The organism is Phyllobacterium chamaecytisi, assembly GCF_020164455.1.
Taxonomy (GTDB): domain Bacteria; phylum Pseudomonadota; class Alphaproteobacteria; order Rhizobiales; family Rhizobiaceae; genus Phyllobacterium; species Phyllobacterium chamaecytisi.
In genome coordinates, this window is the sequence record NZ_JAIQWW010000001.1 from 56,660 (window position 1) to 72,432 (window position 15,773).

Consider the following 15,773-nt stretch of genomic DNA (forward strand, 5'->3'; position numbering starts at 1 on the left):
TGCGGTTTGCGTTCCGCCCTCTGCTTTCCCGAAACGATTGTCCAAATCAGGACGGTGATCATGTCAGCACTGTGACACCTGATCCACTCATAAAGTGTAAACGGCTTAAATGCAGGTGGGGGTTGAACGTAATTCCATCCCGGAGTTGTCATCCAGATTTCATGCTCGCTCTATATGTGACGGGCAGAGACAAGCATTTTGCAGACAACGCACTTTAATATTTTCATCCAAAATAATTCATTAAATCAATAATTTGACTTAGAGGCTCCCATGGAAAGACGCGACTTTATCAAGATGCTCGGCATTGCCGGCACGAGTGCTGCGGCCTATACGGCTTGTTCCAATTATATGAGTGACGCTCTGGCACAGTCCACCAGCATAGATGATTTGCTGAGCACTGCAGCGCATTGCAATGGAGGCTCGCTCAAGGACGTTGAGCACGTGATCCTCTTGATGCAGGAGAACCGCTCCTTCGATCATTATTACGGCACTTTGCGCGGCGTGCGCGGCTTCGGCGATCCGCGGCCCTTGCGGCTCAAGAGTGGTGTATCGGTGTTCAACCAGCCAAGAGCGCCGCTCCTTTCGTCATTCAGCTATTCGTTCAACAACGTTAGCTGGGATATGATCGAAGCTTTCGTCGCACCATTCGAGCCGGCACAGCTCAAGCGGCTCCTCAGGGAGCAGATTGATATGATGTTCCCGACGGCGGCGCCGACGGTCACACCGTTGATCGATACCATGCCCGATGATTTTCTCCTGCGTGTGCTGCGCAGCGACTGGGACAGCCTGCTGCCGCCGGAGATGGCCGGCAAGACCATTCCGGAGTTACTGGAGAAACTAAAAGACGGCCTCGTGGTTTTGAAGCCTGACGATATCGATCCGACGTTTGCCGATATAGTGAAGAATGGAGTTATGTCTCTATTCGACAACAAGGAGGTGCTGGATCTGATCGGAAAGGCCCTGCCAGAGGGCGGTTTCCTCAAGCCCGATATGATCAAAGGGATGATGGAAGGGATGCCGGCGCAACAGGTTGTTGCAACCCTTGTGGGTCTTGTCGCCTCTCTGATCAAGATTGATGAATTGAAGACCTCCTGGCCCAGTGCGGTCGCGGTGTTGCCGTCGCTTGGCAAGGGCTTGCCAAATCTGGCGGAACTCTTCCATTGGTTGCAGGGACTGTCGAAGGAGTTCGCGGCGTCACCGGTCGTTGGCAAGTTGCCGCAGGACCCTCAATCGATACCTCTTGAAATTGCCAAATATATTCCCGAGGATATCAAGGCCCAGTATCCGAAGCTTGTTGCCTTGCTTAAAGGCAAGGGGCACATCAAACCGTTCCAGGTGCAGCGCGGTACCGATTCAGCCGGTGAATATAAATCATTCGGGCTGATGCACACCTATGACGATCAGCGTGATGCCATCAATCGCGGCTGGAATGATCAATGGATGCTGACAAAGGGCGAGGCGGCGATGGCGCATCTCGATGTCGCCAAGGACCTTTCATTCTACCACAAGCTTGTGGACGCCTTCACCATTTGCGACGGATATCATTGTTCTTCCCATACGGGGACGGACCCTAATCGTGCCCATTTTTATTCAGGCACGGCCAATGGCTGGACCAGCAATCTGTTTTTCAGCGGCGGCAAAACCGTGCCCGACTGGAAAACCTATCCGGAGACGTTGCAGAACCTGGGTGTAAGCTGGAAATGCTATCAGGATGGCCTGGGAGAAGAAGACTTATTTCATGGCAATTTCGGCGACAATCTGCTGGCGGATTTCAAGCAATATAAAGTTGCCGACAGTGAAATCGCCAAGCATACGCTGATCGTGAACACGATATTACGCACCGATGCCGATGTCCCCTCGCAACTGGAAAAGGATATCGCTGAGGGTACGCTGCCCGCCGTTTCCTGGATCGCCGCGCCCCAGGCCTTCTGCGAACATCCAAGCGGTATCTCGCCGCATTTCGGCGAATATTACGTTAACCAGATATTGAAAGCTCTCGCGGCCAATCCGGAAGTGTGGAAGAAGACCGTCTTCATCATCAATTACGATGAAAATGACGGTTTCTTCGATCACGTGCCGCCGCCATTGCCGCCGTTGCCCGCAGCCAAGGATGCAGGCAAGGTCTCGGATGGCATCGCGATTTCAGCGAACGGCTTCAATGCAGAACATGCGACGAAACTGGCGCAGGACCTTGTCACGGCGGAGTATGCCCGCTATCCGACCGGGCCCAAAGAGCAACTGACCATGGGTCTCGGCTGCCGTGTGCCTTGCCTTATCATATCGCCATGGACTGTCGGCGGGCGTGTCTGCTCCGAACTCTTCGACCATACCTCGACCTTGCGCTTCCTCGACACGTGGCTTGCGGCCAGGGGAATGCAACCGGCCGGCTCGACGTTCGAGAACATATCTTCCTGGCGTCGAGCCATTTGCGGCGACATGACCAGCGCCTTCGATTTTACCCGCAAGCTCGACACCGTCGCCAGCCAGGGCAAGACCAGGATCGATGCGGCGGTTGCGGCGATAAAGTCTGTTCCGGCTTACCGGACCGAGGCCGATCAAGCGGCGCTGATGAAGGCTCTGCCAAAGTATGAGGGGAAGGGAACCGATATCGCCGCCGACCTGGCCAAGGAAACACGGCTAAAGCAGGATCGGACGCAGGTGGAGCTCTTGCCACTCGGCTATGATTTCAACGTCCTTTCTGCCATTACCGAAGACGCTGGCAACCCGGACAAGTTCAAACTGACCTTCCGTAATAAGGGGAAGATCGGTGTCGCACTCAATGTCTATTCCTACCATAACTACGACGAGGACAGGGGTGCCTGGTTCTATGCGCTGACCAAGGCGGACAAGGATGGCAAACCTGTGGAACTTGCCGATGAGTACGATCTCATCGCGCGCGGCGGCGCCTATGAATTTGCCGTGCACGGCCCGAACGGCTTCTTGGCCGAGTTCAAGGGAGATACGAACCGGACGGAGCAGCGGCTTCCGGAGGTGATCGATATACGCTCGATCGACGGCGGCGAGACGGTCGAGTTCGTGTTCGATAAGTGGCCGACAGCCAATGGCAGCATAAAGGCAATCTCTGCCTATACCGGGCAGATAACTTATTTAAGCAGCGGCGCAATCAAACTTGCTTTGCCAACCGAGAATGGTTGGTACGATGTCTCTTTTATCGACAGCGACAACGCTATCGTGGTGTCAGCGGAAACGACCACCGGTTATCTGCGACGTTATGCCGGGCATCTCGAAAACGGCAAGCTCAGCAAGACCGACCCTGCCATCGGCAGGAAATATAACGAGAAAACCAGAATTTACGAGGCGGCGACAGCCTGACCTACAACTGCGCTTCCGCCGGGCGGGAGGGCTCTCCTGGCGGCAGAGCCTGATTTTTCGAATTTTGTTTCATTCATTTTTGTAGGGGATTATTTATGGAAAGACGCGATTTCATCAAGATGCTGGGCATTGCCGGCACCAGCGCTGCGGCCTATACGGCTTGTTCCAACTATATGAGTGAGGCGCTGGCGCAATCGACGGTGATCGACGATTTGCTGACCGCTTCGGCTGATTGCAAGCTCGGCTCGCTCAAGGATATCGATCATGTGATTTTCCTGATGCAGGAAAACCGCTCCTTCGATCATTATTATGGGACCTTGCGCGGGGTGCGCGGCTTTGGTGACCCGCGGCCGCTGCGGCTGAAAAATGGCGAGAGTGTTTTCAACCAGCCGAAAGGGAAGCTCAAGCTCAGTGGCAGCCACATCAAGCCGTTTCAGATAAGGCGGGGAGTGGAATCGGCAGGCGATTATAAGGGGTTTGGATTGGCCCATGGCTATACTGATGGTTTAAGCGCGCTTGGCGGCGGCTGGAACGATAATTGGATAGTCGCCAAAGCCAACGATGCCTCGGCAATGGCGCATCTTGAGACAAGCAAGGATCTCCCATTCTACCAAAAGCTCATTGAAGCGTTCACGATTTGCGACGGCTACCACTGCTCAATGCATGGATCAACGTCGCCCAACCGCTCGTATCACTTGACCGGCACAGCGAGCGGAGGAACCGAAAACAAATATTTCGGCGACACCACCGAGAAGGGTCTGCCGGTCCCGGATTGGAAAACCTATCCTGAAAGATTGCAGGATCTTAAGGTTAGCTGGAAATTCTACAAGAATGATCTTGTCACCGACGGCACGGGCTTGAAGGACAGTTTCAGCGGTGTATATGCGAACAGTACGCTCCGTTTCTTCAAACAGTTCCAGGATAAAGAAACCGACTTTGCAAAACAGTTTGCGATCAACAGTTCCGTTTTGCGCAACAGCGCCACACCGGACGAGCCATCACAATTTGAGCTAGATGTGAGGGATGGCAATCTGCCCGCTGTTTCGTGGGTCATGGCAAATGGGGCTTTCCACGAGCATCCGGGCTCAACCACGCCGCATTTTGGCGAATTCTACGTCAATGAAATATTGAAAGTGCTTGTTACCTATCCGGAAGTCTGGAAGAAAACCGTGTTCATCCTCAATTATGACGAGAATGACGGGTTTTTCGACCATGTGCCGCCACCCCTCTCGCCGCTGCCAGGCGTGAAAGATGTTGGCAAGGTTTCGGCAGGCATCGTCATTCCGGAAGCGGGCGATGTGACGAATGTAGATACTGAAAGCATGATATTTCCCAAGGTCGACGCCACAAAGACCCTGGGCCTTGGCTCGCGCGTTCCTTGCCTGATCGTATCTCCCTGGACAGCTGGCGGGCGGGTCTGTTCCGAACTCTTCGACCATACCTCGACATTGCGCTTTCTCGATACGTGGCTGGTGGCCAAGGGGCTGCAGCCGGAGGGAACGATTTTCGATAACATCTCCTCTTGGCGCCGGGCGATATGCGGAGACTTGACCAGTGCGTTCGATTTCAATCGGAGCGGAGCCAAGATCGCCAAACAAAGCCTTGCACAATTGAGTGATGTCACGAAAATCGTCAAACCAGTTACAACATATGTCAAGCCGAAAGATTACGCCGAATTCCTGAAAAATCTCCCGCAATATACAGGCGAGGATGCGGACATCGCCATCGACAATGCCAAGGAGACGCGTCTGAAACAGGACCGCACGCAGGTGGAGCTTTTGCCGCTTGGCTATGATTTCAACGTGTTTGCGACGATCATCACCAAGGCCGATGCGGCTAAAACCGACAAGCTGCTGCAACTGACCTTCAGAAACAGGGGCAGGATCGGCGTTGCGCTCAATGTTTATTCCTATGTGAAAGCGGATGAGAAGCGGGGCGCCTGGTTTTATGCGCTGACCAAGGCTGCAAAGACCGATGCGCCGGTGGTGGTCTCCGATGAATACGATCTCGTCAAACGCGGCGGCAAATATGAATTTGCCGTGCATGCACCGAATGGCTATCTGAGTGAATTCCGGGGCGATGCCAACAATGCCAATCAGAAGCTGATCGCGGATATTGTCGATGTGCAATCGGCCGACGACGCAACAAAGGTCCGCTTCGATTTCGGTGCTTGGCCGACGGCCAATGGCGATCTGACGATGATCAATGCCTATACGGGGGAGAGCGAGACTGTTGCCGCACAAACCACGTCGGTCAGCGCTGCCACCAGGGATGGCTGGTACGATGTGGCTTTCGTCGACAAGGCGGGCACCGGCTATCTGCGGCGTTATGCCGGCCATCTCGAAAACGGCAAGCTCAGCAAGACCGATCCTGCCATCGGCATTCGATACGATGTGACAAAACGAATTTACGATTGGGCGGGCGCTTAGCCCGAAATCCGAGTGCATTCAAATATTGATTTTTAAAATTTACAACTTTTACTTTGGAGTATTTATTTTGAAAAAGAATCTATTGTTGGTATTTCCGTTGATCCTGCTTTCCGCATGTAATGGATCGGATTCAAATTCAGACAAGGTTGCCAAATCGACTTTCGATGCGGTGACGGCAGAGCTTGAACAGGCAAACAAAGCCAAAGATGAACTGACCAAGAAAAATCAGGAACTTGCCGGTCAGCTCAATACCGCCAACGTGACCATTGTCGGACTTACCAGCGAACGCGAGGCCAGTTTGAAGAAAATCGCGGATCTGAACACCAGCATCGAAGCTGAAAAGCAAAATTATCTGACTTTGACGACAGACTATGATGCGTTGCAGATAAAACACCAGAATGCGCTGAGCACCGGCAAGATCGGACCGGATGGCAAGACCGGGTTTGAAGGTGAACTCAAGGACAAGGCGGATGCACTGAAAATTTCCGAAGATAACCTGACCAAGATGACATCGGAGCGCGACGCTGCAATCTTCGATCGTGACCGGTTAAACGCGGCGCTGGCAAAGCTCGTCGAAAAAGTCTGCAAATAACGGTTGGCGCAGGGTCAGGCGGCGCTTGTTTGGCTGCCTTGACCCTTTCACTCCCAACATCCTTTGTCGTTCAAAAAATTTCAGGTAGCCATTATGGATAGACGCGATTTCATCAAGATGCTGGGCCTTGCCGGCACCAGTGCCGCAGCTTACACCGCTTGTTCTGCCTATATGCAGGAGGCGCTGGCACAATCTACAACGATCCAGGACTTGCTGACCAGCGCTGCCGAGTGCCCGGGCGGTACGCTCGCTGACATCGAGCATGTGGTGATCCTGATGCAGGAGAACCGCTCCTTCGATCACTATTTCGGCACGCTGCGCGGCGTGCGCGGCTTTGGCGACCCGCGGCCTTTGCGGTTACGCAACGGCAAACCGGTCTGGGAACAATCGGATGGCGCAAGACCTTATCGGCTGCCCAAGATGAAAGCCCATGAATCGGGCATCGACGGGGAAACAATCCCGGCCAATAGCGCGGGGAGCGTCTTCCTCCAGGATCCGGCGCATGGATACGACACCGGCCTCTATGCCTGGAACGGCGGTTTGATGGATGAGTGGAAAGAACGGAAGGACTTCGTGTCCTTTGCTCACTATACTGAAGCTGATATTCCGCTTTATTTTAAACTGGCAGAAGCCTTTACGCTCTGCGATGCCTATTTCTGCTCGCACAACGGCGCGACGGATTCCAATCGCAGCTACTTTTGGAGCGGGACGTGTAATGGCCTGGCATCCAACGATTTCTTCAGCAGCAGATCAGGGCCGAGGCCTGAATGGAAAACCTATCCGGAGAAGCTGGAAGACCTGAAAATTGACTGGAAATTTTATCAGGACGGGCTGACCTGGACGGCTAACGATGCATTTGCCGGAAATTATGGTGACAACACGCTCGAATTTTTCAAGCAGTACGAAGACAAAACGACTGCCCTTTACAAGAAAAACCAGAGTGTCAATTCGGTGTTGCGCACGGATGCCAACAAGCCGTCGCAGTTCGAACAGGACATTATCGACGACAAATTGCCGGAAGTATCCTGGATCGTGCCGGCGGAAGCCTTCACCGAACATCCGAAATATCCACCGCATTTCGGCGAATATTATGTGCATGAGATTTTGCGGGCGTTCGCTGCCAACAAGAAGGTTTGGCACAAGACCTTATTCCTGATCACCTATGATGAGAATGGCGGTTTCTTCGATCACGTCCTGCCGCCAGTCCCTCCGCTGAATTCGAGTCTAGGCCAGGTTTCACCCGGAATCAAATTGACTTCGCCAGGTTTGCCTCGCGATTTCAATTCCGAGTATCCGGATAAGGTGTACGGTGACCCCGCGAAAGACGCACTCTATGTGGATGTCAAACCGAAAATCCCGCTCGGGATGGGTTCGCGCGTACCGATGCTGGTCATCTCGCCGTGGAGCGCGGGCGGCCGGGTCAATTCCGAGACGTTCGACCATACGTCGGTCATTCGCTTCCTCGACAAATGGCTGATTGCCCGGGGCAAGCAAGCCGCGGACACGCCCGTCTTTGCCAACATTTCCTCCTGGCGCCAGGCCATTGCCGGCGATCTGATCAGCACGTTCGATTTCAGCCGGACGCGGACCGAAGGACTCGACAAACTCATCGCTCCTGGCGAAAAAGCGACGATGCTTACGGAAGCCAACCGAACAAGTGCAAGGGCGGCGGCGGCAAAGGGTGCCCATTTCACACCGGGGATTGCAGACGTTAAGGCCGACGCTCATGCGGGCAGGCCGATCGGCAGCAAACAGGATAAAACACGCTGCGAAATCCTTCCCATCGGCTATGATTTTCAGGTGTGTTTCCGCTTCGGTACCCATGGTGATGGCAAGAAGCGCGTCGAATGGGTGATCCGCAACAGAGGGCCTCTCGGGGCGGCATTTTATGTCACCCCCTATTCGAGGACGGACGCGCCATCCTGGTATTACAGCGTCGAAGGAGTGAAGCCCGGCGGAAAGCCCATCGAGGTCGGGGATTATGCCCAGATTGCCAACGGCGTTTACGAGCATGCCATCCATGGGCCGAACGGCTATCTGTTCGAGTTTTCCGGAGACTCGCTGGACCCGTTGCAAACGCAACTTCCGAACATCATCGAGATGAAATCGGTGGATGACGGCAAGAAGCTGCAGATCGTCTTTGAGAAATGGCAAACGGCGAGCAGCAAGCTGAAACTGATCGATGCCTATTCGGGTACCGAACAGGCGATCGGCAAGGCGAAGGAAGTCAGTGGAACGACGACGGTCGAGATCGCGACAATGGATGGCTGGTACGATGTAGCCGTTGTCGATGGCGTTAACGGCAATAATTTTCTGCGCCGCTATGCCGGGCATCTGGAAAACGGCAAGATCAGCAAGAGCGATCCAGCTATTGGCCTGGAATACGATCCGTTGAAGCGGGTGTATGTCGGTATGGTGGTGTAGGAAGTTCGGAACGACTGCAGGTGTGGGGTGCGCTTGTCGAACCACACACCTGAGGCCCGCAGTGCAATTGCTTGTCTCAGGCTGCGTTTGCGGTTAGCTCTTGCATGAGTCACAGCAACGCCAGGATACCATGCGACCGCATATTCGACGCCGCCGATCGATTTCCGCCACATGGTCGGTACGCATCGCGTTTCTTGGCCTCATTCTGTTTGTTCTTTCGGGACTTGGCCATCGGTTCGAACGTATAGAAACGCCGGAGTTTCTCTGGCTGCTTGCCATTGTTGCTGGCCTCGCGCTGCTGGCGCTGTTGCTCAGTCTCAAGGGTTTCACCAGTGTCTGGCGCCGGGGCGATATGGGCTTTCCCAGTGCCTTTTGGGGTATGGTGATCGCGTTTGTGGTGCTGGCGCCCTTTGCCACGACGCTCTATCAGGCGTTGATGCTGCCGAGGATCTACGACGTTTCGACCGACATCGCCGATCCGCCCGAACTGTTTGCGGCCGGGCAAAGGACCGAGCGCATGAACCCGGTCGTGAATGACGAGGACAGCCGCGCGCTTCAATCCAGCGCCTACCCGCAGGTGACAGGCCGCCGCTATGATGGCTCGCCTGATCGCATTCTGACCGCAATCAACAAGGTCATTGCGGCTAATGGCTGGACGGTTGTTGCCCAAAAAGGCGAGCCGGGCGTTGATGAGGAAATCCTGCTCGAAGTGGTGGCGCGAACCTTTTTGCTCGGTTTCACCAGCGATGCGGTTATCCGCCTTTCCGATGAGGGCGAAACCACCTATGTCGATATGCGCTCGGTCTCCCGCTACGGCATACATGATCTGGGCGAGAATGCCGACCGCATCATTGCCTTCATGGCGGCGCTCGACGCGGAAGTGCAAAGCGCCCAGCCAGAAGAAGAAACGACCGAGCCGGCGCAGTAGGTTGCTTCACCGCTGCCCTTATCTCTCCCCTTGTGGGAGAGAAAGCGATTTCAGCATCTTAGCTTCTTTAGCTAAGTGCTAGAAATCGCCAGAGAGGGGATTTGCCTCACTCAACTACCCCCTCTCTTGGATTTTCTAAGGATTTAGCGAGGAGGCTAAATCCAAGAAAATCCTTTCTCCCCCACAAAGGGGGAGATAAGCGGCATAGACCATTGGTGCTGTTACTGGGTACTTTCACGCCCAATAAACGCCATCGATTGCCGGGCTGCCTTCGGTCTGCACGAGGCCGCGCGCGACCATATCCTCAAGATGCGCCAGCACGGAGAGGGCGGCCGCGCCGTGCAAGCGCGGATCGGTCTCGCGGTAGATCACCTTGACCATAGCAGGAATGGTGCGGTCTCCGGCGCGCACCCGTTCCAGAATTGCGCGCTCGCGCATTTTCCTGTGCGCTTTCAGACCGCGCATGAAGGTTTTCGGCTTGGTAACCGGGCCGCCGTGGCCAGGAAAGTAGACGCGGTCATGCCGTGCGAGCAGCCGATCCAGCGACGCCATATAGTCGGACATCGAGCCATCGGGCGGCGCGACGATGGACGTTGCCCAAGCCATGACGTGATCTGCGGAAAACAGGATATCCGTACCTTCGAGCGCGAAGACCACGTGATTTGCCGTGTGGCCAGGAGTATGGATGCTTCGAAGCGCCCAGCCATCGCCCTCGATGATGGAATCGTCTGGTGCGATGATGTCCGGCATGAACTCCGTGTCGCCGCTCGCATCGAGAAAGTTGATCTCTCCCGTGTGCAACGGGCGGGAGGGGCGGTGCGGCCCTTCTGCCACCAGAATGGCGCCGAGTTCATCCTTCAACACGCTTGCCAGGGGCGAATGATCGCGGTGCGTGTGGCTGATGAAAATATGGCTGACCGGGCGCCCGGCTATGGCACGCAGGAGCGTCGCCTTGTGCGCTTCGTCGATGGGACCTGGATCGATCAGCGCGAGGGTATCTTTACCGATCAGGTAGGAGTTCGTGCCGTGAAAGGTAAAGGGGCTCGGATTGTTGACTGTGATACGCTGTATATTCGGCGCAATATCGATGGCTTCGCCATAGTGCGGCGTAAATACCTTGTCGAAAACGAGGTTCATTGATCGGGATTTACCTTTTGTGCGGCTTTCGACGTATTGCAGTGCGGCATGATCCTCAATATACATTTTTCATGAAATGGTGAAAGCTTGAGGCGTGAATTTGCAGGGTTCACGACCTTCCGGAGGATAAGAACATGATTGCTGCCCAGACTCGTTCTCTTGCCGAGACGTTCCAGCCGGAAGGCCAGCTCGCCAAAGCCGTGTGGTTTGTTTCGCTCGCCCTCGTCGGCACTGCGTTGATGACGCTTGCCGCCAAGACCAAGGTCGACATGGTCTTTGTCAACGTGACGATGCAGACATTTGCGGTGTTCGCGATATCGGCGGCTTTTGGTTCCCGGCTTGCCGTTGCGACGATGGCGCTTTACCTGCTCGAGGGTGCGCTCGGCATGCCGGTATTCACCGGAACACCGGAAAAGGGCATCGGGCTCGCCTATATGGTCGGTCCGACAGGCGGCTATCTCCTGTCCTATATTGCTGCCGCCTGGATCGTCGGCCGCGCTGCCGACAACGGCTTTACCCGCAATCCGATTGTCCTTGGCCTCGCCATGCTGGCCGCCGAGGTGACTATTCTCGGCATGGGCTTCCTGTGGATGGCCTATCTCTTCGGCTTCGAAAAGGCGCTCGCCTATGGCGTTGGCGTTTTCATCGTCGGCGATATGCTGAAGCTTGCACTGGCTGCCGCGATCGTTCCGGCCGTTGGATCTTTGCTCAAGCGCCGGTAATACCGGCGCTCCAGTTCGCTGTTTTCATTATGTGTTTTTTGTAATTTCCTGTTTTGACCGGTGTCATATTGGATATTCCGACTAGCGTTCAAAATGAGCGAACGAAGCTGACTGCTACTTGGCTGAATGGGGCATCTGTTGCACTTTATGCCGTTGGAGGATTGGCGCCGTTAACGTCCAGTATTTATAATGAAAAGGCCCCGACTGCGTTGATCGCAGCGGGGGCGAGTATTTGTATTATGGCGGCCATTGCACTACATTGGATAGCAAGACAGACGCTGAAAGGGTTAAAACCGTGACATTGGAACAGTTTATGCTCTTTATGATTATGCCAGTAGGTGGGCTCCTGATGGGTGCCTTTGCGTTGTTTATTACGCGCAAGGATCGCTCAGACAATAATAAGCCGCGCCAATCCCACTGATAAGTACGTTCCTTGGCAGACTATCCCCGCAATCTGATTGGCTATGGCCGTAATCCACCTGATCCGAAATGGCCGGGTGGCGCGAAGCTCGCCGTGCAATTCGTTGTCAACTACGAAGAGGGCGGAGAGAGCTCGATCCTCGACAATGATCCGGCATCCGAGTGCCTGCTGTCGGAGATAGTCGGGGCGCAACCCTGGCCGGGCCAGCGCAATCTCAACATGGAATCGATCTATGAATACGGGTCACGCGCCGGTTTCTGGCGGCTGTGGCGCATCTTCACGCGCCGCAATCTGCCGGTGACTGTCTACGGCGTGACACTCGCCATGGCGCGCAATCCGGAAGCGGTTGCAGCCATGAAAGAGGCTGATTGGGAGATCGCCAGCCATGGCCTGCGCTGGCTTGAATACAAGGATTTCCCAGAAGAGTTGGAGCGCCAGCACATCCTCGAGGCTGTGCGCTTGCACACGGAAATCACCGGATCGCGTCCGCTTGGCATCTATCAGGGCAAGCCTTCCGATAACACGCTGAAGATTGTCATGGAGGAGGGCGGGTTTGTCTATTCCGCCGATAGCTATGCCGACGAACTGCCTTACTGGGTGCAAGGTCCGAAGGGACCGCACCTGATCGTGCCCTATACGCTCGACGCCAATGACATGCGCTTTGCAACGCCGCAGGGGTTCAACTCCGGCGATCAGTTCTTTACTTATCTGAAAGATACGTTCGATTGCCTGCTTCGCGAGGGCAAGGACGGCGCGCCAAAGATGATGTCGGTCGGGTTGCATTGCCGGTTGGTAGGGCGCCCGGGACGAGCGGCGGCGCTGGAACGGTTTCTCGATTACATCCAGCACCACGAGGATGTGTGGATCACACGCCGCATAGATATTGCAAGGCACTGGCATGAAAATCACGGGCCTTGATGTCCGAGCGCTGACCAAGGCAGCGTTTGCGCGGTTCGGCGATGTGATCGAGACGCAAGGCGCGGAATTGCGCCTGATCAATGGAGGCACGACAGAGCGCTACCACGATCTCGCCAATATCGACCTAACGGGCGAAGGCGCGCGGATGCTGGTCAATATCTTCCGGGGCAAGCCCTTTGCGCTGCCTGTCGATATCAGCATGTTGGAACGTCATCCACTTGGCAGCCAGGCATTCATACCGCTGCAGAACCGCCGGTTTCTGGTTGTGGTGGCTGAGGACGACGGCGGTAAGCCGGGAATGCCTGTCGCCTTTCTGTGCCAAGGCAATCAGGGCGTCAACTACGCCCGCAATGCCTGGCATCACCCGCTGATCTCACTGGACGAAGCGTCGGATTTTCTCGTCGTTGATCGTGGCGGCGGGGGTGATAACCTCGAAGAGTATTTCTTTGACGATGTGATCTACAGGATTGAAAAACTCTAGGTCTATGCAGCTTGATCGTCTCGCCCGGCAAAGAAGATTGCAAACCCAACCAGAATAAGACTGAGTGCGCTGAACGCGGTTCGCAAACTATTCCACCAGGTCCAGGGATCGGAATAATCGGTCCATATTTTGTCCGGTTGCGAAGCAGTCGAGAGATTCACTCCGGCAAGTTCATTGTTCATGGGGACATTGACCGCAAAGGTCGGCACGAATGCTCCACCAATGTATATAGCTGCCGCCGCCAGCATCGCGAGGCCAGCGCGTTTGCGTCCCAGAATCAGAAAGACGGCGCCAGCAGCAATCCCGGCGACAGGCGTACCAAAAAATGCTGGAGCAAACATGGCGTTGCGAACCGTCGCATTGATTCCCTGCATGGCGACAATTGCACTTTGTGGAGCAATGGCATCAAGACCCCGCATCACGGAAACGGAATAGGCGTAAAAAAAGCCGGTGATTGCTCCGGTGAGCACAAGCGTTGTTGCGGACAGGAGAAACGCGATGGATATCCATGATGACCTGTTCTTGGGTTGCGTCATGAAATGCTCGCGAGCGCTTGAGATGGCCAAATCTCGTTGACCGGAAGGTCGAAATCTATGCAACCACCATAAGCGAATTCCGCCTGAAAATTCAAACAGAATAATTGCTGGCCGAGACGGATAGACAACATTGCCGCCTCCCATTCATCGTCCCCCTTGACGCCCAAGCCCAGCCGGTTGAAGCTGGCAACATGTCACAAACGATACGTTTTTTTCTGAATGGTCAAAAGCAGGAAGCCTCGGTTCGGCCGGATACGACAGTACTGGACTGGCTGCGCAGCGGGCCTCGGCTGACCGGCACCAAGGAGGGCTGCGCCGAGGGCGATTGTGGGGCCTGCTCGGTGCTGATCGGCGACCCTTGGTTCGACGACGCTCACCATGAGGGGGCCGTGCACTATCAAGCGGCCAACAGCTGCATTCTCGCCATGGGCCAGATCGACGGCCGCGCCGTCGTGACGGTCGAGGGTTTGAAGACGGAGCAGTTGCACCCGGTACAAGCGGCGATGGCGGAAAACGGTTCGTCCCAGTGCGGCTTTTGCACGCCGGGTATCGTGATTTCGTTAGCCGGCCTTGCAGCGCAAAGAAGCGCTGCGGGAGCCGGTCTTGCAGCCCAAGAAAGCGCGGCGGGAGCAGGTCTTGCTCACAAGGCGGAAGTAACGGATTCCGACATCCACGATGCACTGGCGGGCAATCTGTGCCGTTGTACCGGCTACCGGCCGATCGTCGAGGCCGCGCGCAAGGTTGGAAATGCGACGATTGCGGGCCCGCATGTCGCCGCCTTTGCCAAGATCGAACCACGCACGACGATTTCGGCGTCCGGTTCGACATTTCATCAACCACAGTCGCTGAACGATCTGCTGCAACTGCGCAAGGAAAAGCCCGATGCGATATTGCTTGGTGGCGGCACCGATCTTGGCGTCGCACTGGCGGACTATCATTCCGACTGGAACGAGGTGATTTCGCTTGCCCGTGTCCGCGAACTGCGTGCCATTGGCGAGACCGGAAATCATTTGAGCTTTGGCGCGGCAGTAACGTGGGAAGAGATTCTCGCGAGCGTCATCGAATATTACCCCTCTTTTGCGACCTTGATCCGCCGTTTTGGTTCGACCCAGATACGCTCTATGGGAACGATCGGCGGTAATATCGGCACCGCAAGCCCGATCGGCGACGGCCCGCCTGCGTTGATTGCGCTCGGAGCCGAGATTGAACTTGCTTCGACGGGCGGCCACCGTTTTCTGGCGCTCGAAGACTTCTTCCTCGACTATCGCAAGACCGAACTGCGCGCCGATGAGGTGATTGCTTCGGTATCGATCCCGAAGCCCGCCGAGGGCCAGGAGTTCCGCGTCTACAAGATTTCCAAGCGCTATGATCAGGATATATCGACTGTCTGTGCGGCGTTTTCCATTGTCCGCGAAGAAGGTCAGGTTCGCAGCGCTCGCATCGCATTCGGCGGCATGGCGGCAACGCCGCAGCGCGCCGCAAAGGCTGAACAAGCATTGGTCGGCAGCACGTTTGACCATAGAGCCATCGAAGCATGCGCAAGTGCCATCACTGCGCAGTTTAAACCGCTGAGCGATTGGCGCGGCAGTGCCGAATATCGTTTGCAGGTTGCCGCGAACCTCGCTGAACGATTCTGGCGCGACGTTGCGGGCGAGACAGTGGAGGTCGTGGCGCTATGAATGTCGATGACATCGCATCAGGAGGCAACCCGCTTGAGATAATGGTGCGACGTGACCGCGTCTTACCCTCCCCCTTGTGGGGAGGGACGGAGCGAAGCGACGGGGAGGGGTTCTTTCTCTGTCACGGTGCAAAATTCTATGCCTCAAAAGACCCCTCCCTGCTGCTGCGCAGC

The 15,773-nt window shown here is 55.5% G+C and carries 10 protein-coding genes and 1 pseudogene; 9 read left to right on the forward strand and 2 right to left on the reverse strand.

What is annotated here, in order from left to right:
* Positions 1 to 270 precede the first annotated feature (270 nt).
* The 5 genes from LB462_RS00270 (at position 271) to LB462_RS00290 (ending at position 9,706) form a co-directional block, all read left to right on the forward strand.
* On the forward strand, positions 271 to 3,333 hold the full coding sequence (locus LB462_RS00270) for an alkaline phosphatase family protein (protein WP_370637014.1): 3,063 nt from the start codon (positions 271 to 273) through the stop codon (positions 3,331 to 3,333).
* A gap of 95 nt (positions 3,334 to 3,428) precedes the next feature.
* Positions 3,429 to 5,762, forward strand: coding sequence for an alkaline phosphatase family protein (locus LB462_RS00275; protein WP_224505443.1), 2,334 nt, complete (start codon positions 3,429 to 3,431; stop codon positions 5,760 to 5,762).
* A gap of 67 nt (positions 5,763 to 5,829) precedes the next feature.
* Positions 5,830 to 6,354, forward strand: a complete 525-nt coding sequence (locus LB462_RS00280; RefSeq protein ID WP_224505444.1) for a hypothetical protein — start codon at positions 5,830 to 5,832, stop codon at positions 6,352 to 6,354.
* 93 nt (positions 6,355 to 6,447) lie between these two features.
* Complete coding sequence (locus LB462_RS00285) at positions 6,448 to 8,778, forward strand: alkaline phosphatase family protein (protein ID WP_224505445.1); 2,331 nt, start codon at positions 6,448 to 6,450, stop codon at positions 8,776 to 8,778.
* A 130-nt stretch (positions 8,779 to 8,908) separates the two neighbouring features.
* Positions 8,909 to 9,706, forward strand: a complete 798-nt coding sequence (locus tag LB462_RS00290; RefSeq protein ID WP_224505446.1) for a DUF1499 domain-containing protein — start codon at positions 8,909 to 8,911, stop codon at positions 9,704 to 9,706.
* 234 nt (positions 9,707 to 9,940) lie between these two features.
* Here the strand turns inward: LB462_RS00290 and LB462_RS00295 are convergent, their stop codons facing one another.
* Positions 9,941 to 10,843 carry an MBL fold metallo-hydrolase gene (locus tag LB462_RS00295; RefSeq protein WP_224505447.1) on the reverse strand — a complete coding sequence of 301 codons (903 nt, stop codon included), beginning with the start codon at positions 10,841 to 10,843 and terminating at the stop codon, positions 9,941 to 9,943.
* 134 nt (positions 10,844 to 10,977) lie between these two features.
* Here LB462_RS00295 and LB462_RS00300 point away from each other — a divergent pair, with 134 nt between their 5' ends.
* From LB462_RS00300 to LB462_RS00310, 3 genes and pseudogenes are all read left to right on the forward strand, one after another.
* On the forward strand, positions 10,978 to 11,565 hold the full coding sequence (locus LB462_RS00300) for a biotin transporter BioY (protein WP_224505448.1): 588 nt from the start codon (positions 10,978 to 10,980) through the stop codon (positions 11,563 to 11,565).
* Between the two features lie 433 nt (positions 11,566 to 11,998).
* Positions 11,999 to 12,901, forward strand: a pseudogene (gene puuE, locus LB462_RS00305) (allantoinase PuuE); the annotation flags it as partial.
* Positions 12,885 to 13,385 carry an ureidoglycolate lyase gene (locus tag LB462_RS00310; RefSeq protein ID WP_224505450.1) on the forward strand — a complete coding sequence of 167 codons (501 nt, stop codon included), beginning with the start codon at positions 12,885 to 12,887 and terminating at the stop codon, positions 13,383 to 13,385. The pseudogene puuE and the gene LB462_RS00310, both read left to right, overlap by 17 nt.
* A gap of 2 nt (positions 13,386 to 13,387) precedes the next feature.
* On the opposite strand, the gene LB462_RS00315 is transcribed toward LB462_RS00310, so the two are convergent.
* Positions 13,388 to 13,921 carry an anthrone oxygenase family protein gene (locus tag LB462_RS00315; RefSeq protein ID WP_224505451.1) on the reverse strand — a complete coding sequence of 178 codons (534 nt, stop codon included), beginning with the start codon at positions 13,919 to 13,921 and terminating at the stop codon, positions 13,388 to 13,390.
* Between the two features lie 191 nt (positions 13,922 to 14,112).
* Here LB462_RS00315 and xdhA point away from each other — a divergent pair, with 191 nt between their 5' ends.
* The gene (gene xdhA / locus LB462_RS00320; protein WP_224505452.1) at positions 14,113 to 15,600 is read left to right on the forward strand and encodes a xanthine dehydrogenase small subunit; all 1,488 of its coding nucleotides are present in this window, start codon (positions 14,113 to 14,115) and stop codon (positions 15,598 to 15,600) included.
* Positions 15,601 to 15,773 lie beyond the last annotated feature (173 nt).

Bases quoted from the DNA above. Each gene is read 5' to 3' on its own strand.
- LB462_RS00300 (WP_224505448.1), top strand. From the start codon at position 10,978: ATGATTGCTGCCCAGACTCGTTCTCTTGCCGAGACGTTCCAGCCGGAA.
- LB462_RS00275 (WP_224505443.1), top strand. From the start codon at position 3,429: ATGGAAAGACGCGATTTCATCAAGATGCTGGGCATTGCCGGCACCAGC.
- xdhA (WP_224505452.1), top strand. From the start codon at position 14,113: ATGTCACAAACGATACGTTTTTTTCTGAATGGTCAAAAGCAGGAAGCC.
- LB462_RS00310 (WP_224505450.1), top strand. From the start codon at position 12,885: ATGAAAATCACGGGCCTTGATGTCCGAGCGCTGACCAAGGCAGCGTTT.
- LB462_RS00270 (WP_370637014.1), top strand. From the start codon at position 271: ATGGAAAGACGCGACTTTATCAAGATGCTCGGCATTGCCGGCACGAGT.
- LB462_RS00295 (WP_224505447.1), bottom strand. From the start codon at position 10,843: ATGAACCTCGTTTTCGACAAGGTATTTACGCCGCACTATGGCGAAGCC.
- LB462_RS00290 (WP_224505446.1), top strand. From the start codon at position 8,909: ATGCGACCGCATATTCGACGCCGCCGATCGATTTCCGCCACATGGTCG.
- LB462_RS00285 (WP_224505445.1), top strand. From the start codon at position 6,448: ATGGATAGACGCGATTTCATCAAGATGCTGGGCCTTGCCGGCACCAGT.
- LB462_RS00315 (WP_224505451.1), bottom strand. From the start codon at position 13,921: ATGACGCAACCCAAGAACAGGTCATCATGGATATCCATCGCGTTTCTC.